Consider the following 17977-nt stretch of genomic DNA (forward strand, 5'->3'; position numbering starts at 1 on the left):
CGAACTGCCGGCGGATGCGGCAGGGCTCAGTTGGTCCGGCGCAGCGCGCAGAAATAGAACCCATCAGTGCCGCTCAGCGCCGGCGACAGGGAAATATCGCCGCCAGCGCCGATCCGCGCCGCTGCTTGGTGGCCCGGAAAACGGCCGTCCCAGAGAGCGCGGTGATCGACCGGGGCAAAGCCGCTGCTGCGCTCACGAAACGCCATGACCTGCTCGCCATTCTCCTCGTCGAATACCGAGCAGGTGATATAGACCAGCAGACCGCCGGGTTTGACATATATCCTGGCGGCATCGAGGATCGTCGCCTGCTCGCCTTTGCGGGCGTCGAGCTGTCTCTGTGTCAGCCGCCATTTGGCATCGGGACGCCGCCGCCAGGTACCGCTGCCGGTGCAGGGGGCATCGACCAGCACGATGTCCATGTGGCCGACCAGCGGGGCAAGCTCGGCGGGCTTGGTGGCGACCTGCACATTGCGATTTTCCGAGCGGCGGATGCGGTCGAAGATTGGCGCCAGCCGCGCCTTTTCGGCATCATAGGCAAAGATCTGGCCGTGATTGTCCATCGCCGCCGACAGCGCCAGCGTCTTGCCGCCGGCGCCGGCGCAGAAGTCAAGCACCTGCATGCCGGCCGTCGCGCCGGCAAGCGCTGCCGCAATTTGCGACCCCTCGTCCTGGACTTCGAACCAGCCTTTCTGGAAGGCCGGCTCGGCCTGCACGTTCGGGTGTCGGCCATCACCGTCGATCGGCGGGATGCGGATACCGTAGGGTGCGATCCGTGCGACACTGGCACCGGTCTGCTCCAGTTCGGCCAAGACCTTGACGCGATCGGCTTGAAGCGTGTTGACCCGGATGTCGAGCGGCGGACGCGTGGCCAGTGCGGCGCCCTCCTCGATCCATGTCCGGCCAAAGGCCCGTTCGAAAAGCGGTTCGCACCAATCGGGTATGTCGGCGCGAACCGCGGGCGGCGCGTCGGCAAGCCGGCGTTCCGCGATTGCCTGGAGTTCCGTGGCGCTGAGCAGCGGCGGCGCGAACTTGTCGCCTTCGAGCGCAGCGTTGAGCGACTGCCCCGTCTGATTCCATTCGAGCAACAGCGCCCCGAAGCCTGTAGCGCGCGGCGTGTCTTCGCCCAGCAACCAGCCGGCAGAGCGCTTGTGGCGCAGCGCGTCGTAGACGATGTTGCCGATCGCGGCGCGATCACCACCGCCGGCGAAGCGATGTGACAGGCCCCAATCCTTCAGCGCGTCGGCCACCGGCCGGTGACGCCGGCCAATGTCCTCCAGCACTTCGATAGCCGCAGCCAGCCGTCCGCCCAGTCGCATTCGTCATTCCATCAAATCGAGCACATTATCTCGGTCTGCTCTTAGAGCCTTTCACGTCCGGATTGAACCCCGCTCGGTCTCGCCGCGAGTGCAAGCTGGCCATGGTCGGTAAACCTGTCCGATCAGTAAATCTTCACGGCGGTTATCAGTAGGCAAACCAGTAGATGCAATATTTCTAATGTTCTTAACTGGCGCCCGCAAGGACGGCGTATGGTGCTACAGCTCTGCTTTCCAAGTTTTTCGGTTGGGAATACTCTTGCTGCCATGATTCGCGGCGCGGAAACCGTGGACCAGCGGATCGTCACGAGGAGAGGGCAATGAAGACTTATCTGGCGGAAGTTCTAGGCACATTTCTGTTGGTATTCATCGGTACGGCGTCCGTGGTGACGGGCGGCTTCGGCGGCGCGCTGCCGCTTGGCCAGGAAGGCATCGGCCTAGCATTCGGCATCGGCCTCATCGCGGCGGCCTATGCGATCGGCCCGATTTCGGGCGCGCATCTCAATCCGGCGGTGACACTCGGCGTCTTCCTTGCCGGCCGGCTGCCGGCCAAGGACGTCATCCCCTATTGGATCGCGCAGATCATCGGCGCCATCATTGCCTCGCTGGCACTGTGGATCATCGTTTCCGGCCACACAGGCGGCTTCGGCGCGAATGGCTGGGACGAGACGAAATGGGGCATGAGCTCGGCGTTCCTGTGGGAGCTGATCGGCACCTTCACCTTCGTCACGGTAATCCTCGGCGTTACCGCTGAAAAGCACTCGACGGCTTTTGCCGGTCTGGTCATCGGCTTGACGCTGGCCGGCATTCACTTCGCCATGATCCCGGTCACCGGCACCTCGGTCAATCCGGCGCGCTCCATCGGTCCGGCGCTGTTCACCGGCGGTGCCGCACTCAGCCAGCTCTGGCTGTTCATCGTCGCGCCGTTGATCGGCGGCGCCATTGCCGGAGTCGTCGCCAAGGCGCGTATTTTCGAGAAGGATTGATTGCCGGAGCTTGAATGCAAAAGGCGCGGGCTACGGCCCGCGCCTTTTTTGTACGACTTTGAGTTCGGATCAGGCGGCGATATCAAACCGGTCGGCGTTCATCACCTTGGTCCATGCCGCGACGAAATCCCGGGCGAATTTCTGCCCGGCGTCCGCCGATCCGTAGACTTCGGCCAAGGCACGCAGCTGCGCATGCGAGCCGAAGATCAGATCGGCGCGGGTGCCGGTCCACTTGACGGCCTTGGTCCTGCGGTCGCGCGCCTCGTAGATCTCTTCCGCGCCCGGCTCGGAGCCGGCAGCCGGATCCCACACCGTGCTCATGCTGAGCAGGTTGACGAAGAAGTCGTTGGTCAGCTTACCCGGCCTGTCGGTGAACACGCCATGCTTTGACTGGCCGGTGTTAGCGCCGAGCACCCGCAGGCCGCCAACAAGCACCGTCAGCTCCGGCGCCGACAGGCCCAGCAACTGCGCCCGGTCGACCAGCATGGCTTCGACCGACATGGGCTGCTTGCCTCTGACATAGTTGCGGAAGCCGTCGACTTTCGGCTCGAGAGCGGCAAAAGAGTGGACATCCGTCTGCTCCTGCGAGGCATCCATGCGGCCGGGCGTGAACGGCACCTTCACGTCGTTGCCGCCATCCTTCGCAGCCTTCTCGACGGCCGCGACACCACCGAGCACGATCAGATCGGCAAACGAGACCTTCTTGCCGCCAGCGTTGAACTCCTTCTGAATGCCTTCGAGCTTGGCAAGCACCTTCACTAGCTCGGCCGGCTGGTTGACGTCCCAGTCCTTCTGCGGTGCCAGCCGGATGCGGGCACCGTTGGCGCCGCCGCGCTTGTCGGAGTTGCGGAAGGTCGAAGCCGAGGCCCAGGCCGTCGAGACCAGTTCGGAAACCGACAGGCCGGAGGCCAGGATCTTGGCCTTCAGCGATGCGATGTCCTGATCGCTGACCAGTTCATGGTCGACCGCCGGGATCGGATCCTGCCAGATCAGCTCTTCCTTCGGCACCAACGGGCCGAGATAGCGAACGACCGGGCCCATGTCGCGGTGGGTCAGCTTGAACCAGGCGCGGGCAAAGGCATCGGCGAACTGATCCGGATGTTCGTGGAAACGCCGTGAGATCTTCTCGTAGGCCGGGTCGGCCCGCAGCGCGAGGTCGGTGGTCAGCATGGCCGGCGCGCGACGCTTTGAAGGGTCGTGCGCATCGGGCACCGTGCCGGCACCGGCGCCACCCTTCGGCGTCCACTGATGGGCGCCTGCCGGGCTCTTCGTCACTTCCCATTCGTAGTTGAACAGGTTGTCGAAGAAGTTGTTGCTCCACTTGGTAGGCGTCGTTGTCCAGGTGACTTCGAGGCCCGAGGTGATGGCATCGCCGGCAATGCCCGACGCATACTTGCTCGACCAGCCGAGGCCCTGCGCCTCTATGCCGGCGCCTTCCGGCTCGGCCCCTACCAGCGAGGCATCACCGGCGCCATGGGTCTTGCCAAAGGTGTGGCCGCCGGCGATCAGCGCCACGGTTTCCTCGTCGTTCATCGCCATGCGAGCGAAGGTTTCGCGGATGTCGCGCGCGGCGGCGATCGGGTCCGGCTTGCCGTTCGGGCCTTCCGGGTTGACGTAGATCAAGCCCATCTGCACGGCGCCGAGATGGCCACGAAGCTCACGGTCTCCCGAATAGCGCTCGTCGCCAAGCCACTTGGTCTCGGAGCCCCAGTCGACGTCCTGCTCCGGCTCCCAAACGTCGGCGCGGCCACCGGCGAAGCCGAAGGTCTTGAAGCCCATCGATTCCAGCGCGACGTTGCCGGTGAGGATCAACAGGTCGGCCCAGGAAATCTTGCGGCCGTATTTCTGCTTGACCGGCCACAGCAGCCGGCGCGCCTTGTCAAGATTGGCGTTGTCAGGCCAGCTGTTCAGCGGCGCGAAACGCTGCTGGCCCGCTCCGGCCCCGCCGCGACCGTCGCCGATGCGATAGGTGCCGGCGCTGTGCCAGGCCATGCGGATGAAGAGCGGCCCATAATGGCCGAAGTCGGCCGGCCACCAGTCCTGCGAATCCGTCATGACCTTATGCAGGTCCTTGACCACCGCATCGAGGTCGAGACTCGCGAATTCCTTGGCATAATCGAAGTCCTCGCCCATCGGGTCCGACAGGTTCGACTGCTGGTGGAGAACGCCGAGGTCAAGCTGGTTCGGCCACCAGTCACGGTTGGTCCGGCTGGCGGATCCATGCGCAACAGGGCATTTGCCCGCGCTGTTGTCGTCGGTTTTCGCGTCCATCTCTCACTCCAATTTTGCCGAGGTTTGATTTTGCCGAGGGTTAATTTTTGCCGAGATTTTGGGGGCAGCCAGCGGCCCGCGCCAATCTGGAACCACCCAGACTAGGCCACACTGACGATAAAAACAAATTGCCTTTCCTGTTTATTTCGATAGGATTTTCTTATGATAGGCTTGACTGCATGATCGGATTGACAGTTCGCCAGATGCATTATTTCGACGCGCTGGCGCAGACGCTGCATTTCGGGCGTGCGGCGAAACTTGCAGGTGTCAGCCAGCCGGCGCTGTCCTCCCAGATCGCAGAAATGGAGCAACGGCTGAACTGCCGGCTGTTCGAACGCGGTGGCAAGTCGGTGCGCATGACGGACGAAGCGGTCGCCCTGTTGCCACGCATCGAGCGCATCCTGGCTGACATACGTGACGTGGAAACGACGGCCCGGCGCGGCCGCACCGCCATGGAGGGACGCTTCCGGTTGGGCATCATCCCGACCGTCGCGCCCTATCTCCTGCCGCGGGCCTTGCCCGAACTGAAGAAGCATTTCCCGGCCCTGCTGCTCGAACTGCGCGAGGCGGTCACCACCTCCCTGGTCGAGGACACCGCATCGCGAAAACTCGATGCCTTCATCGCCGCGCTTCCGCTCGACCATCCCGGGCTGATCACCGAAGCGCTGTTTCCCGACCGGTTCTTCCTGGCCGTGCCATCAGGCGATCCGGCCTTTGCCTCGCCGCCGGTTCCGCCTGAGAGCCCGGCGCTGGAAAGACTGATGCTGCTGGAAGAAGGCCATTGCCTGCGCGAACAGGCGCTGGCCGTCTGCGGCAATGTGCGGCCGGTGGCAATGGCAAGCTATGGCGCGACCAGCCTGACCACGCTTTTGCAGATGGTGGCGCACGGGCTCGGCGTCACTCTCATCCCCGAAATGGCGGCGGGCCCTGCCGGCACTATCCCCGATCTCAAGATCGTGCCGTTCCAGGAACCGATGCCGCAGCGCATGATCTGCCTAGCCTGGCGGCGCAACAATGCGCGGCACGGCGAATGCGTCGAACTGGCGAAGATCATCCGGGGCCTCGGTGCGGTGATGCTGGTGGCGTGAGAAGCGAACAACCCCGCGCCGGACCGTTCGCGCGTGCGAGAGCCGGGCTCGGCGCAGGGCCATCGGAGATGCGGAACCGACGACGTCAACCTGTCAGGGTATCGCGATGCCGGCATGGTGACTTCCCAACTGCCAGAAGGGTAGCCGAAACCGATCACGCTCCGCTTCGACGATATGGAAGCCCGCCGCCCGGATCAGCTGCAATGGGTCGCGGTTGAGATGGCAGCCGCCGGCGAGCCGGCCCCACAGCCGGTTCAGATGCTCCTGCCACCGGCGGCAACGCGGCCCTTCGGCCTGGCCGTGCTCGATGAAGATCAGCCGGCCCGTGGGCTTCAGGATGCGCCGGATCTCGGTCAGCGCCACCTCAGGGTCCGGAATGGTGCAGAAGGCATAGGTGACGACAACCGTGTCGGCGAAGCTGTCGGTCAAGGGCAGTCTTTCACCGCTGGCCCGGATACAGTCGACATCGAATGGCAAGGAACGGGTCTTCGGTTCGGCCAGACCCAGCATCGTGCCGTCGGGATCGACGCCGACCACCCGTTTCACCCTGCCGGCGTCGTAATAGGGAAGGTTCAGGCCGGACCCGAAACCGACCTCGACCACAACGCCCCCCGCCCGCGGGATCAAGCGCCTTCGCATATGCGCGAAGGCGCTGGCCGAACAGCCGGCGTGGACGAGGTAGGGAGCAATGCAACGCGCGTACCAGGAGAGACAGGATTGGCACATGCTTCAGCCTCCTAGCCGGGTGCTGACGGCACCGGAAGGGATGCCTCCGCCGGCAACGGGCCCTGATGTGCAATGGTGGATGGGAGTATTGACCAGTGACATTTCTCGCCCCAAGGAGTCTCATGATCGGGCCCGATCGGCCCGACGTCGTGGGGATGGATAGAAGGCCGGCGTCCCCTGAACGTCCCTGGATGGCGGTGGTCGGATCGATGGAGCGATTGGAATTCCGATTTCTGGGTTTTCCGGAGTTCCGCTTGAACGGCCGGCGGGTGGAACTCGCCCTGCGCAAGGCGGCAGCCCTCCTCATCTATATCGCCGAGGCCAGCGGGCCGGTGGCGCGCGAGGTCGCCGCCACGCTTTTGTGGCCCGAGACCGACGATCAGGCCGCACGCGCCCGCCTTCGGCGGACACTCTATAAAATCCGCATCGCGTTCGGCAGTGAGATCATCGCCGCCACAGGCGGCTCCCTCAGCCTGCACCCAGCATTGTCCGCCGAGATCGACACCAGGGTTTTCGAGCATGCCTGCAATTCCGGCTCTTTCGACGCCGCAGCCGATATCTACAAAGTCGACTATCTCGCCGGCTTCTCGCTGCCGGACTGTCCGGAATTCGAAGAATGGGTCTTCTTCCGGCGGGAGACCTTGCGCGGCCGCTTGGTGCAAACGCTGGAGCGGCTCGTCGAAGCCAAGATCGCCGGCGGCGAGCCGCGCGGCGCGATCGTTCATGCGACGCGGCTGGCGGCACTCGACCCCCTGAGCGAAAGCGCGCACCGCCACTTGATCCGTGCCTACCTGGCGGCAGGCGACAGGGCGGCGGCGGAGCGTCAGATCGAGACGTGCATCCGGCTGTTGCGGGACGAACTCGGCGTAGCGCCGAACCCCGCCACGCTGGCCATGCTGCGCGAGCCAACTCAGGACACCACCTTGGACGTGCCCAGAACGCGCTATGTCGCGGTCGACGGCATCCACATCGCGTACCAGATCGTCGGTAGCGGCCCGACGGACATCGTGCTCGTTCCCGGCTTTATTTCGCATGTCGAGCGTATCTGGGAAGACCCGGGCTGCCGCGCCTGGCTGACCGCGATTTCGCGCCTGGGTCGCCTGATCCTCTTCGACCGGCGCGGCATGGGGCTTTCCGACCGCGTGGGTGCCCGTCCCACAGTTGAGGCGAGGGCGCAGGATATTCTGGCGGTCATGAATGCGGCCGGCAGCCGCCGGGCTTTGCTCGTCGGCGCGTCGGAGGGCGGGCCGGGCTGTATCCGTTTTGCGGTCGAGCATCCCGATCGGCTGACAGGCCTTGTCCTGTGGGGCTCGCTTGCGAAAGGCAGCCGCGCGCCTGACTATCCCTACGCCTTGACCGTCGCCCAGTATGATCTTTGGAAGCAACGCCTGCTCGCGGGCTGGGGTGGCCCGGCGGAAATCGAAACCTTCGCCCCAAGCCTCGCTGGCGACCGTCAGGCAAGGACTTGGTGGGCCGGATTGCTCAGGGCGGCCTCCAGCCCGGGCGCGGTCGCGGGCCTGCTCGAGGCATTACGGGACGCCGATGTCCGTCACCTCCTGGCAAAAGTCTCCGCCCCGACGATGGTCCTCCACCGTTCCGGCGACCGCGCCGTGCGCATCGAGGCCGGGCGGTTCCTCGCGGCCAGGATTCCCGGCGCGCGGTTCATCGAGGTCGACGGCGACGACCACTGGTTCTGGGTCGGCGACCAGCAGATGCTGCTCGACAGCGTCAGCGCGCTGGTGCGACGCGGCTGATCCGGCCTCACGCCGTCTTTTGCGTCACCAGTCCCAGCTCTTCCACCATCGCCTGACGCATCAGGAATTTCTGCGGCTTGCCGGTCACCGTCATCGGCAATTCGGTGCGGAAGCGGATGTGGCGCGGCACCTTGTAGTGGGCGATCTGGCCGGCGCAGAATGCCTTGATCTCCTGTTCGGTGGCGACCTGGCCGGGCTTGAGCACGATCCAGGCGCACAACTCCTCGCCATATTTGGCGTCGGGAATGCCGAAGACCTGGACTTCCCGCACTTTGGGATGGCGGTAGAGGAATTCCTCGACCTCTCTGGGATAGACGTTCTCGCCGCCACGGATGACCATGTCCTTGACGCGGCCGACAATGTTGCAATAGCCCTCGGCGTCGATGGTGGCGAGGTCGCCGGTGTGCATCCAGCCATCGCTATCGATCGCCTCGCGGGTCTTTTCGTCGTCGTCCCAATACCCCTTCATCACTGAATAGCCGCGCGTGCAAAGCTCGCCCGGCGCGCCGACCGCAATCGTGGCGCCATCGGCGTCGATGGCCTTGACCTCGACGTGCGGATGGATGCGCCCGACCGTCGAGACGCGCTTTTCCAGGGGATCGTCAACGCTGCTCTGGAACGAAACCGGACTGGTCTCGGTCATGCCGTAGGCGATGGTCACTTGCGCCATATGCATCAGCGACACCACCTTCTTCATCACCTCGATCGGGCATGGCGAACCGGCCATGATGCCGGTGCGCAGGCTGGACAGATCGAAGGATGAAAAGTCCGGATGGTCGAGCATGCCGACGAACATGGTCGGCACGCCATAGAGGCCGGTGCAGCGTTCCTGCGACACGGCTTTCAACGTCAGTCCGGGATCGAAGCCTTCGCACGGGAAAACCATGGTCGCGCCCTTCGACACGCAACCCATCGTGCCCATCGACATGCCGAAGCAATGATAGAGCGGCACAGGGATGCAGAGCCGGTCTTCGACGGTAAGCTTGATGGCCGAGGTGACGAAATTGCCGTTGTTGACGATGTTCAGATGGGTGAGCGTCGCGCCCTTGGGTGCCCCTGTCGTGCCCGAGGTGAACTGGATGTTGATCGCATCGCCCGGCTTCAACCCCTCCGAGATGCGGTCAAGACTGTCATGCTCGTCGCGTCCAGCCATGGCCAGCACATCGCCGAAATTGAACATGCCTGGCGAGTTCTCCTCGCCCATGCGGATGACGATCCTGAGCGCCGGCAACTTGCTGGCCTTCAGTTTGCCCGGTGTTGCCGTGGCGATCTCCGGCGCCAGCGTCTCGATCATGCCGAGATAGTCCGACGTCTTGAAGTTGGCCGCCGTCACCAAGGCCTTGCAGCCGACCTTGTTGAGCGCATATTCCAGTTCGGTCAGCCGGTAGGCGGGATTGATGTTGACCAGGATCAGGCCGATGCGGGCGGTGGCGAACTGCGTCACCAGCCATTCCCACCGGTTGGGTGACCAGATGCCGACCCGGTCGCCCTTCTGGAGACCAAGTGCCAGGAAGCCGGCGGCCAGCGCATCCACCGTGTCCGACAGTTCGCTCCAGGTGAAGCGCTTGTCCTGGCCGACAAAGACGGCGGCATCGAGCGTGCCGTGTTTGCTGACGGTGTCGGAGAAAAGTGCTGGAATGGTCTTGTCGAGCAGCGGCACGCCGCGATCGCCCGAGACATGCGCCCTGCCATCCACGGGCGCGATAAAGACGCCGCCAGCACGCGCGCCTCGGCCGCGCAGATTGGTGGCGTTCTTCAGCTCGTCGAGATTGACCGGCATCGCTGTCTCCTCCAAGACTGGCCGAACCTATCAGCCTGCCGGGATGCTGGAAATCCCGTCGATGGTACTGGAGCCCCCTCCCTGAAGGATCGCTATGCGATCGCTGCCGCCATTTTCGCGACGATGTCGCGCAAGACGGCTTCGTCGACTGCGGCACGTGTCTTCCTCGAGGCCACAAGGCAGGCCTGCGACTCCAGCACGACGCCATCGCCCAGCACCTTGAGATGGTTGGCGCGCAGCGTCGAGCCCGTGCTGGTGATGTCGACGATGACGTCGGCAAGGCCGGCCGCCGGCGCGCCCTCGGTGGCGCCGAGGCTCTCGACGATGCGATAGACCTGGATACCGTGTTTGAGCGAAAAGAACTGCTGCGTCAGCCGCCAGTATTTGGTGGCGATCCTGAGCCGCCGGCCATGACGCTGGCGGAAATCGGCTGCAACGTCGTCGAGATCGGCCATGGTATCGACATCGAGCCAGATCTCAGGCACCGCGACCACGACATCGGCATGGCCGAAGCCGAGGCGGGCGACGATCTCTGCCCGCGCTTCCCAGTCGGCGAGATTTTCCCGCACAAGGTCCTCACCGGTAATACCGAGATCGACCGCGCCCTGGCCTATTTCGCCCGATATTTCGGAGGCCGACAGGAAAACCACTTCGACATTGTCCAGGCCCTCGACGCGGGCGTAATATTTGCGCTCGTCGCCAGGCAGGCTGACGGCGAGGCCAGCCTTGGCCAGCACCTCCAAGGCCTGCTCCTTGAGCCTGCCCTTCGACGGGATCGCCAGTGTGATCATGATGCCGCCCCCCGCAACGCCTCGATGCGGTCGAGCCACACCGAGAAGCCGACACCAGGGATCGCGGTCTTGGCGCCGAGCAGCGTCAGCAACCTGTCATAGCGCCCGCCACCGGCGAGGGGACGCTCGCCATTGGCGACCGCGATTTCGAAGACCACACCCGTGTAATAATCGAGCGGACGGCCGAAAGCGGCGTCGTAGCGGATTTTTCCCGAGGGCAAGCCATGCGCCTCGATCGCCTTGGCGCGGGCCGAGAATTTTTCCAGCGCGGCGCCCAGCGAAAGTCCGGCGCCGGCGGCGAAGGTTTCCAATGCCTGGGCTGCGCCATCGAGCGGCACGTCGATCGCCAGAAAATTCTTCAGGGCAGCGAAGGCCTCGTTCGACAGCCGCACGCTGCGCAACTCGGCTTTCTCGATCAGCCGCCGCGCGATATCCGACGGCGCGCGCCCGGCGGATGCCGACAGGCCAGCCTCTTCCATGCCGCCGGCAATGTGCTGGGAAAGACCGTCCAGATCGCCGTCGAGAACAAGCGCCGCGACTGGACCGGAGAGCTGGCCGTTGCGCGGCGGGTTGGCGAGATCGGCGAGTGCGGCCTCCAGCATCGGCGCCGAGCCGAAGGCGCGGGCCAGCCGCATGCGCCAGCCGCGCGGCAGGCCAAGGGCCGCCAGCACCGCCTCGAACATGCCCTGGTCACCGAGCGTGATCGCCAGCGACTGGCCGGGCAGCACCAGCGACAGCAACGCATGCGCGTCGGCCACCGAGCGGGCATCGGCTTCGGCCGTGTCGCGGTCGCCGAGATCCTCGATGCCGGCCTGGAAGAACTCATTGCCGCCCTCGCGGCGCTGGCGAAACACTTCGCCGAGATAGGAATAGCGGCGCGGCGTGCCGGCCTGGCTGGCTATGTGGTCGAGGCAGACGGGAATGGTGAATTCGGGCCGCAGGCAGAGCGTCTGCCCGGTCTCGCTTTCGGTGAGGAAAATGCGCCGGCGCAGATCCTCGCCGGCCATGTCGAGGAACGGATCGGCCGGCTGCAGCACCGCGACTTCGACGGCATGTGTGTTGCGCGCAGCGAAGAGTGTGGTGATGTCGGCTGATATGGCGGGGTAGCGGGAGGTCATGGACAGGATGGGCGCGACGCGCCACCCTTCACACGATCGGCGGCCTGCGCCACCAAAATCTTCTGCACCTCGGCGACCAGTTCGCTTTCCGCCACCGTCACCTGCGCCGGGCGCGCGGCGCGCCATTCGGCGTTATCCGTGATCTCCGCCGACATGCGGGCGCCTTCGATCAGGTCCTTGATCTGCAATTCGCCTTTGGCGCGCTCGTCGCCGCCCTGGATGACGGCGACGGGACAACCGCGCCGGTCGGCATATTTGAGCTGCGCCTTCATGCCGGCGCCGCCGAGATACATTTCGGAGCGGATGCCGGCGGCGCGCAATTGCGAGACCATCTTCTGGTAGCGGCCGAGACTTTCCGTGTCCTTGTCCATGACCAGCACGACAACCGGCGCAATCACATCGGTGCTGTCGAGCTTGCCGAGATTTTTCAGCGCCGTCATCAGCCGGGAGACCCCGATCGAAAAACCGGTCGCCGGCACCGGCTCGCCACGGAAGCGCGAGACCAGGCCGTCATAGCGGCCGCCGCCGCCGACCGAACCGAAGCGCACGATCTGGCCGTCCTCATTGGGGATTTCGGCTAGAAGCTCGGCCTCGAAGACCGGGCCGGTGTAATATTCCAGGCCGCGGACGACAGAACGATCCATGGCAATGCGGTCCTCGGCATATCCGGCGGCCCTGACCAGGGCTTCGATCGTCGCGAGTTCGCCAACGCCCTCCTGGTAGACCGCGTTCCCGCTGACGCTGGCATCCTGGCCAGCCTGCGTATTGCGCGTGGTCGCCAGAAGAACGGCCTCGGCTTGCGTGTCATTCAGCCCGGCGCCCTTGGCGAAGTCGCCCTCGCCTTCCTTGCCACCGTCCCAGCGCCCCGGCCCAAGCAGAAGCCGGACCCCTTCCGGACCGAGCTTGTCCAGCTTGTCGATGGCACGCAGCACCGTCAGCCTGCGCCCGACATTCTCGTCACCGCCAAGTCCGATCGCCTCCAGTACGCCGTCCAGCACCTTGCGGTTGTTGACGCGAATGACGTAGTCGCCGCGCTTGATACCGAGCGCTTCCATGACGTCGGCCATCATCATCGCCATCTCCGCGTCCGCCGCCACGCCCGGCGTGCCGATCGTATCGGCGTCGAACTGCATGAACTGGCGGAAGCGGCCGGGACCGGGCTTTTCGTTGCGAAACACCCAGCCGGATCGGTAGCTGCGATAGGGTTTCGGCAGGCGCTCGAAGTTCTCGGCGACGAAACGCGCCGTCGGCGCGGTCAGGTCGTAGCGCAGCGACAGCCACTGGTCGTCATCGTCCTGGAACGAGAAAACACCTTCGTTCGGCCGATCCTGGTCGGGCAGGAATTTTCCCAGCGCATCGGTGTATTCGATCAGCGGCTGGTCGGCCGGCTCGAAGCCATAAAGCTCATAGACCGAGCGGATCGTCGCCATCATCTTCTCGACGGCGCGAATGTCTTCGGCGCTGCGGTCGGCAAAACCGCGCGGCAGCCGCGCTTTCGTCTTTTCCGATTTGTCGGCCATGAGATGAGTCTTTTGCTGGGTAAAGGATGACTTATTTTCGAGTGCGCGTGTCCTAGCCGAAGCAGCTTTGTGCGGCAAGGGTTGGCACTTCTGCTTTCTCCCGCAGCGGGAGAAGGGAAGAGGCGCCAATATTTGAAACAAAACGCAGCAAAAATGAAACAATGGCGCCATCAGCCCGGCATCGTGCCGACACAATCGCGGCCGACATAGCATACCGACACGAAGGGGTTCGGGACATGACCAGCGCAACGACATTCCATGCCAACGGCGAAGCCGGTGAATTGCCGGCACGTCTGCGCCCGGCGGGCATCCATGCACCGAAAATGATTGGCCAGGCGGCCGGACCGTTCGATGTACCGGCCGACACCGGCAAGGATCCTTCCCTGCGCGACGCCTTGGTGACGGGCCTGCTGGTGATCTATCCGACAGTGGCTACCGTGGCGGCGATGGTCGCCGGGCTGTTCCTGGCCGGTGCCAACGGCACCTGAACTGCCCGCAGCTACTTCGGCCGTTTGAAAGCCTTCCGTTCCTTCTCGACCTCCTTGCGGCACACACACCCCTCGAGATGATCGTTGACCATGCCCATGGCCTGCATGAAGGCGTAGACCGTGGTCGGGCCCACGAAGGTCCAGCCGCGCTTCTTCAGGTCCTTCGATATCCGCACGGAGACCGCGGTGGTCGGGTTGGCGCGCAGATGGGCGAGGTCGACGGTTTGCGGCCGTTCCTCCCTGCCGGGTTCGAACTTCCAAAACCAGGCGGCCAGGGAGCCGAACTCGTCGACCATTTCGCGGGCGCGTTTGGCATTGTTGATGGTCGAGACGATCTTGCCGCGATGGCGGATGATGCCGGCATTGCCGAGCAGGCGCTCGACGTCCCGTTCGGTGAAGGTGGCGACCTTGTCGAAGTCGAAGCCAGCGAAGGCCTCGCGAAAATTCTCCCGCTTGCGCAGAATGGTCAGCCACGACAGGCCCGACTGGAACCCTTCCAGGCAGATCTTCTCGAACAGCCTGCGGTCGTCGGCCACCGGCCGGCCCCATTCATGGTCATGGTAATGCAGATAGTCGGGCAGATTGCCATGCCAGAAGCAGCGCGCGACACCGTCAGGACCGGCAAGCAGGCCGGTTTTTTCATTGTTCATCCTGAAAATTCCATCCGTTAACACGCTTCCGCGCTGTCTTTACCGTGGCTTTACCAGATTCCTGAACCCGGCGGTAACCACACCAAAGGGTTTACTGACAGAACCGCATTTTACGCATTCCGATTCATGTTTCGGTTGCTGCTCGCCGCCAATGATCGCGCAAGCCGGGAGCGTTCTCGCCCGGTGTATTAGACGATCAAGGTGCGTTCCCGATGAAGAGAGTTCTGTTTCCCTTGCTCGGCGCCGTGGCTGTGTTTGCCGCCGGCGTCACACCCTCAACCGCCGGCGACCGCTATGCCGACAGACCGCCGGTGATGGTGAGCCCCGACCTTTCCGCGCCCTGGGTGCTGCAACTCGGCCATGCGCCGGGTATCGTTCGGCAGAACCGACAGGCCGCGCAGCCGCGCCAGCGCACCGCGCAGCCCGACCGCGTGCAGACGGCCGCCGTGCAGGCCCCGGCCAAACGCATGGTCATGCGCCCGCAGATCAATCCGGTCTACCTGCCGCAGGAAGTCGCCTATGAAGGCGCCCAGAAGCCGGGCACCATCGTCATCGATACCACGCAGAATTTCCTCTATCTGGTCGAGAAGAACGGCAAGGCGCGGCGTTACGGCGTCGGCACCGGCAAGCCCGGCTTCGAATGGTCGGGCACGCACAAGATAACCAACAAACGCGTCTGGCCGGACTGGCGTCCGCCGGCGGAGATGATCAAGCGCGAGGCGGCCAAGGGCCGCTACCTGCCGACCTATCTGGCCGGCGGCATGGAAAACCCGCTCGGCGCGCGCGCGCTTTATCTCGGCACCACCGAGTACCGCATCCACGGCACCAACCAGCCCTGGACGATCGGCGGCGCGGTGTCGTCGGGCTGCATCCGCATGCGCAACGAGGATGTCGTCGACCTCTATGAACGGGTCAATGTCGGAACGACGGTCGAAGTGATATAGTGATAGCGAATCAGCCGGTTAAGCAGTGTTGAGTAGTTTTTGACGCACTGTTGCCCTCAAGTCATAGCGCACTTTTGGAAGACGTGCTTAGACTGGCAGCGAGTTAACGGGGGACGGGCCGTGTGGGGATACGGCCAGTCACGAGAGGGCAGCACGGGTAACCGGGCTGCCCTTTTCCTTTCACGGTGCGACAGGTCGCCCCGAAAGCACGGTGTTTCGTTTTCGGGGCTGATTTCCGGACCATGCTCTGCTATTGCAGTGCACAATTTCCCCACCAAAGGTTCGAACTATGTCCCCGTCCGACGACAGCCGCTATCTCAAGGGCGGGCCGGTTGCCCAGCGCATCATCGCCGCCGTGCGCGAGGACGCGGCCATTGCCAAGGCTGAGGGTTTCCCGCCCAAGCTGATCTCGATCACCGTCGGCGATACCGACGCGGTCGATGTCTATGTGCGCAACCAGCGTGCGAAGGCACAGCTCGCCGGCATCGATTTCGAGGAGCGGCGTTTTCCCGCCACCATCACCGCAGGTGAACTCGAAGCAGCCATCCACGGCCTGAATGCCGATCCGCGCGTCACCGGCATCATCATCCAGCGGCCGGTTCCCGCGCATATCCCGATCAAGACGCTGCAGGCGGCCGTGCATCCGCTGAAGGACGTCGAGGGCATGCACCCGGCCTCGATCGGCAACATCGTCTACAACCAGCTCGACCTCGCGCCCTGCACCGCGGCGGCCTCGGTCGAACTGCTCAAGGAAACCGGCCTTCATCTCAAGGGGCTTGAAGTGGTCATCGTCGGCCATTCGGAAATCGTCGGCAAGCCGATCGCTTTCCTTCTAATGAGCGAAGGCGCGACCGTGACGGTCTGCCATCACATGACGCGCTCGGTTGCCGCCCATGCGCGGCGCGCCGACGCGCTGTTCGTCGCCGTTGGCAAGCCCAGGCTGATCAAGGCCGACATGGTGAAACCAGGGGCGGCCGTCATCGATATCGGCATCAATTCCGAAATTGGGCCTGATGGCACGAGCCGCATTGTCGGCGACGTCGACACCGAAAGCGTACGCGAGGTTGCCTCCTGGATCACGCCCGTGCCAGGCGGCGTCGGCCCGATCACGGTGGCGATCCTGCTGCGCAACACGATGGTGGCGCTCAGCCGCCAGCGCGCGCTTTATGAAGCTACCTACGGCACGGCGGGCAGGCTCGCGGCCGAGTAGCGGTGGGCCTACCTACTCCGCCGCCACCAAGCTTTCTTCCAGAACGCCTTCCGGCTTCGGCCCGCCATAAGCCCAGTCGAGCAGCTTGATCGTATGCACCACAGGCATCCTGGCGGTGGATGCGATCTGCGTGATGCAGCCGATATTGCCGGTGGCGACGATCGAGGCGCCCGTCGCCTCGATATTTTTCACTTTGCGATCGCGCAGCCTGGCCGAAATCTCGGATTGCAGGATGTTGTAGGTGCCGGCCGAGCCGCAACAGAGGTGCCCCTCGCGCGGCTCGCGCACGACGAAGCCGGCCTTGGCGAGCAGTTCCTTCGGCTGGCGGATGATCTTCTGGCCGTGCTGCATGGAGCAGGCTGAGTGATAGGCAACGACCGTGCCCGGCTTGCGCACCGGTTCAGGCAGATCGATGGCGGACAGATACTCGGTGATATCCTTGGCCAGCCCCGACACGCGCGCGGCCTTGTCGGCATAGGCCGGATCGAGCCGCAGCATGAAGCCGTAATCCTTGATCGTCGTGCCGCAGCCCGACGCGGTGATGATGATGGCGTCGAGCCCGCCTTGCTCGATGGCGCGCGTCCAGGCATCGACATTCTGCCTGGCCGAGGCAAGGGCGGCTTCTTCCCGCCCCATGTGATGAACCAGTGCGCCGCAGCAGCCCTCGCCCGGCGGCACCACGACCTCGACGCCGAGCCGGGTCAGCAACGAGATGGTGGTGTCGTTGATGCCGGGATCAAGCACCGACTGCGCGCATCCGGTAAGGATGGCGACCCGGCCCTTTTTCGTCCCCTGCCCAGCATGGACGCCCGGCAAGGCCATCGGCGAGGCCGCCGGGATCGACGCCGGTGCGAGCTTGAGCATCGCGCCGAGAGGCTTCAGCGCCGGAATTTTTTCGAACAGATCGATGAAAGGCTTGCCCAGCCTGGCCAGCTTGAGCGCGGCGCGGAAGCGTTGGGGATAAGGCAGCACGAAGGCCAGCATGGCGCGGGTCAGCCGGTCGAGCAGCGGCCGGGTGTAAGTTTCCTGGATATGAGCGCGGGCATGGTCGACCAGGTGCATGTAGTTGACGCCCGACGGGCAGGTGGTCATGCAGGCGAGGCAGGACAGGCAGCGGTCGATATGGGTGACGATCTCCTTGTCGGCGGGACGGCCGTTCTCCAGCATGTCCTTGATCAGATAGATGCGCCCGCGCGGCGAATCGAGTTCGTTGCCAAGCGTCACATAGGTCGGGCAGGTGGCGGTGCAGAAGCCACAATGCACGCATTTGCGCAGGACCTTTTCGGACTCCGCGACATGCGGATCGGCAAGCTGGGCGGGCGAAAAATTGGTCTGCAT

15 protein-coding genes are annotated in these 17977 nt (G+C 64.3%); 6 read left to right on the forward strand and 9 right to left on the reverse strand.

What is annotated here, in order from left to right:
• Window positions 1–26 precede the first annotated feature (26 nt).
• Window positions 27–1316 (reverse strand): RsmB/NOP family class I SAM-dependent RNA methyltransferase, encoded by a 1290-nt coding sequence (locus tag FJ492_RS13775; protein WP_140770369.1) that lies wholly within the window; start codon window positions 1314–1316, stop codon window positions 27–29.
• 317 nt (window positions 1317–1633) lie between these two features.
• Here FJ492_RS13775 and FJ492_RS13780 point away from each other — a divergent pair, with 317 nt between their 5' ends.
• A complete protein-coding gene (locus FJ492_RS13780) occupies window positions 1634–2299 on the forward strand; it encodes an MIP family channel protein (RefSeq protein WP_140770373.1) in 666 nt (221 codons plus the stop codon).
• 69 nt (window positions 2300–2368) lie between these two features.
• On the opposite strand, the gene katG is transcribed toward FJ492_RS13780, so the two are convergent.
• Entirely contained in the window at window positions 2369–4570 is a 2202-nt protein-coding gene (gene katG, locus FJ492_RS13785; protein WP_140770375.1) for a catalase/peroxidase HPI, read from the reverse strand.
• A gap of 179 nt (window positions 4571–4749) precedes the next feature.
• On the opposite strand from katG, the gene FJ492_RS13790 reads away from it, so the two are divergent.
• On the forward strand, window positions 4750–5658 hold the full coding sequence (locus FJ492_RS13790) for a hydrogen peroxide-inducible genes activator (protein ID WP_140504564.1): 909 nt from the start codon (window positions 4750–4752) through the stop codon (window positions 5656–5658).
• A gap of 93 nt (window positions 5659–5751) precedes the next feature.
• On the opposite strand, the gene FJ492_RS13795 is transcribed toward FJ492_RS13790, so the two are convergent.
• On the reverse strand, window positions 5752–6384 hold the full coding sequence (locus tag FJ492_RS13795; protein ID WP_140713528.1) for a class I SAM-dependent methyltransferase: 633 nt from the start codon (window positions 6382–6384) through the stop codon (window positions 5752–5754).
• Window positions 6385–6593: 209 nt separating this feature from the next.
• Here FJ492_RS13795 and FJ492_RS13800 point away from each other — a divergent pair, with 209 nt between their 5' ends.
• Entirely contained in the window at window positions 6594–8138 is a 1545-nt protein-coding gene (locus FJ492_RS13800; RefSeq protein ID WP_140770539.1) for an alpha/beta hydrolase, read from the forward strand.
• Window positions 8139–8145: 7 nt separating this feature from the next.
• Here the strand turns inward: FJ492_RS13800 and FJ492_RS13805 are convergent, their stop codons facing one another.
• The 4 genes from FJ492_RS13805 to hisS all read right to left on the reverse strand — a co-directional run bounded on the left by FJ492_RS13805 (window position 8146) and on the right by hisS (window position 13347).
• Window positions 8146–9918: an AMP-binding protein gene (locus FJ492_RS13805; RefSeq protein ID WP_140504568.1), complete on the reverse strand. Its 1773-nt coding sequence runs from the start codon at window positions 9916–9918 to the stop codon at window positions 8146–8148.
• A 92-nt stretch (window positions 9919–10010) separates the two neighbouring features.
• Window positions 10011–10709 carry an ATP phosphoribosyltransferase gene (gene hisG / locus FJ492_RS13810; RefSeq protein WP_140770377.1) on the reverse strand — a complete coding sequence of 233 codons (699 nt, stop codon included), beginning with the start codon at window positions 10707–10709 and terminating at the stop codon, window positions 10011–10013.
• Window positions 10706–11827 carry an ATP phosphoribosyltransferase regulatory subunit gene (locus tag FJ492_RS13815; RefSeq protein ID WP_140504571.1) on the reverse strand — a complete coding sequence of 374 codons (1122 nt, stop codon included), beginning with the start codon at window positions 11825–11827 and terminating at the stop codon, window positions 10706–10708. Before FJ492_RS13815 ends, hisG begins: the two co-directional genes overlap by 4 nt.
• Window positions 11824–13347 (reverse strand): histidine--tRNA ligase, encoded by a 1524-nt coding sequence (gene hisS / locus FJ492_RS13820; RefSeq protein WP_140770380.1) that lies wholly within the window; start codon window positions 13345–13347, stop codon window positions 11824–11826. The genes FJ492_RS13815 and hisS overlap by 4 nt, the downstream gene beginning before the upstream one ends.
• Window positions 13348–13583: 236 nt before the next feature.
• On the opposite strand from hisS, the gene FJ492_RS13825 reads away from it, so the two are divergent.
• Window positions 13584–13835, forward strand: coding sequence for a hypothetical protein (locus FJ492_RS13825; protein WP_140770384.1), 252 nt, complete (start codon window positions 13584–13586; stop codon window positions 13833–13835).
• Between the two features lie 11 nt (window positions 13836–13846).
• Here the strand turns inward: FJ492_RS13825 and FJ492_RS13830 are convergent, their stop codons facing one another.
• Window positions 13847–14485, reverse strand: coding sequence for a DNA-3-methyladenine glycosylase I (locus FJ492_RS13830; RefSeq protein WP_140713518.1), 639 nt, complete (start codon window positions 14483–14485; stop codon window positions 13847–13849).
• A gap of 212 nt (window positions 14486–14697) precedes the next feature.
• Here FJ492_RS13830 and FJ492_RS13835 point away from each other — a divergent pair, with 212 nt between their 5' ends.
• Both FJ492_RS13835 and FJ492_RS13840 read left to right on the forward strand, forming a co-directional pair.
• Window positions 14698–15429, forward strand: a complete 732-nt coding sequence (locus tag FJ492_RS13835) for a L,D-transpeptidase (RefSeq protein WP_140770387.1) — start codon at window positions 14698–14700, stop codon at window positions 15427–15429.
• Between the two features lie 289 nt (window positions 15430–15718).
• Window positions 15719–16639, forward strand: coding sequence for a bifunctional 5,10-methylenetetrahydrofolate dehydrogenase/5,10-methenyltetrahydrofolate cyclohydrolase (locus tag FJ492_RS13840; protein WP_140770389.1), 921 nt, complete (start codon window positions 15719–15721; stop codon window positions 16637–16639).
• A gap of 12 nt (window positions 16640–16651) precedes the next feature.
• On the opposite strand, the gene glcF is transcribed toward FJ492_RS13840, so the two are convergent.
• Window positions 16652–17977 (reverse strand): glycolate oxidase subunit GlcF, encoded by a 1326-nt coding sequence (glcF, locus tag FJ492_RS13845; protein WP_140770391.1) that lies wholly within the window; start codon window positions 17975–17977, stop codon window positions 16652–16654.

The organism is Mesorhizobium sp. B2-5-4 (assembly GCF_006441095.1).
Lineage (GTDB): Bacteria > Pseudomonadota > Alphaproteobacteria > Rhizobiales > Rhizobiaceae > Mesorhizobium > Mesorhizobium salmacidum.

What these genes read in the sequence shown, in the direction of transcription:
- FJ492_RS13775 (WP_140770369.1), bottom strand. Translation starts at nt 1,316, where the DNA reads ATGCGACTGGGCGGACGGCTGGCTGCGGCTATCGAAGTGCTGGAGGAC.
- FJ492_RS13780 (WP_140770373.1), top strand. Translation starts at nt 1,634, where the DNA reads ATGAAGACTTATCTGGCGGAAGTTCTAGGCACATTTCTGTTGGTATTC.
- katG (WP_140770375.1), bottom strand. Translation starts at nt 4,570, where the DNA reads ATGGACGCGAAAACCGACGACAACAGCGCGGGCAAATGCCCTGTTGCG.
- FJ492_RS13790 (WP_140504564.1), top strand. Translation starts at nt 4,750, where the DNA reads ATGATCGGATTGACAGTTCGCCAGATGCATTATTTCGACGCGCTGGCG.
- FJ492_RS13795 (WP_140713528.1), bottom strand. Translation starts at nt 6,384, where the DNA reads ATGTGCCAATCCTGTCTCTCCTGGTACGCGCGTTGCATTGCTCCCTAC.
- FJ492_RS13800 (WP_140770539.1), top strand. Translation starts at nt 6,594, where the DNA reads ATGGAGCGATTGGAATTCCGATTTCTGGGTTTTCCGGAGTTCCGCTTG.
- FJ492_RS13805 (WP_140504568.1), bottom strand. Translation starts at nt 9,918, where the DNA reads ATGCCGGTCAATCTCGACGAGCTGAAGAACGCCACCAATCTGCGCGGC.
- hisG (WP_140770377.1), bottom strand. Translation starts at nt 10,709, where the DNA reads ATGATCACACTGGCGATCCCGTCGAAGGGCAGGCTCAAGGAGCAGGCC.
- FJ492_RS13815 (WP_140504571.1), bottom strand. Translation starts at nt 11,827, where the DNA reads ATGACCTCCCGCTACCCCGCCATATCAGCCGACATCACCACACTCTTC.
- hisS (WP_140770380.1), bottom strand. Translation starts at nt 13,347, where the DNA reads ATGGCCGACAAATCGGAAAAGACGAAAGCGCGGCTGCCGCGCGGTTTT.
- FJ492_RS13825 (WP_140770384.1), top strand. Translation starts at nt 13,584, where the DNA reads ATGACCAGCGCAACGACATTCCATGCCAACGGCGAAGCCGGTGAATTG.
- FJ492_RS13830 (WP_140713518.1), bottom strand. Translation starts at nt 14,485, where the DNA reads ATGAACAATGAAAAAACCGGCCTGCTTGCCGGTCCTGACGGTGTCGCG.
- FJ492_RS13835 (WP_140770387.1), top strand. Translation starts at nt 14,698, where the DNA reads ATGAAGAGAGTTCTGTTTCCCTTGCTCGGCGCCGTGGCTGTGTTTGCC.
- FJ492_RS13840 (WP_140770389.1), top strand. Translation starts at nt 15,719, where the DNA reads ATGTCCCCGTCCGACGACAGCCGCTATCTCAAGGGCGGGCCGGTTGCC.
- glcF (WP_140770391.1), bottom strand. Translation starts at nt 17,977, where the DNA reads ATGCAGACCAATTTTTCGCCCGCCCAGCTTGCCGATCCGCATGTCGCG.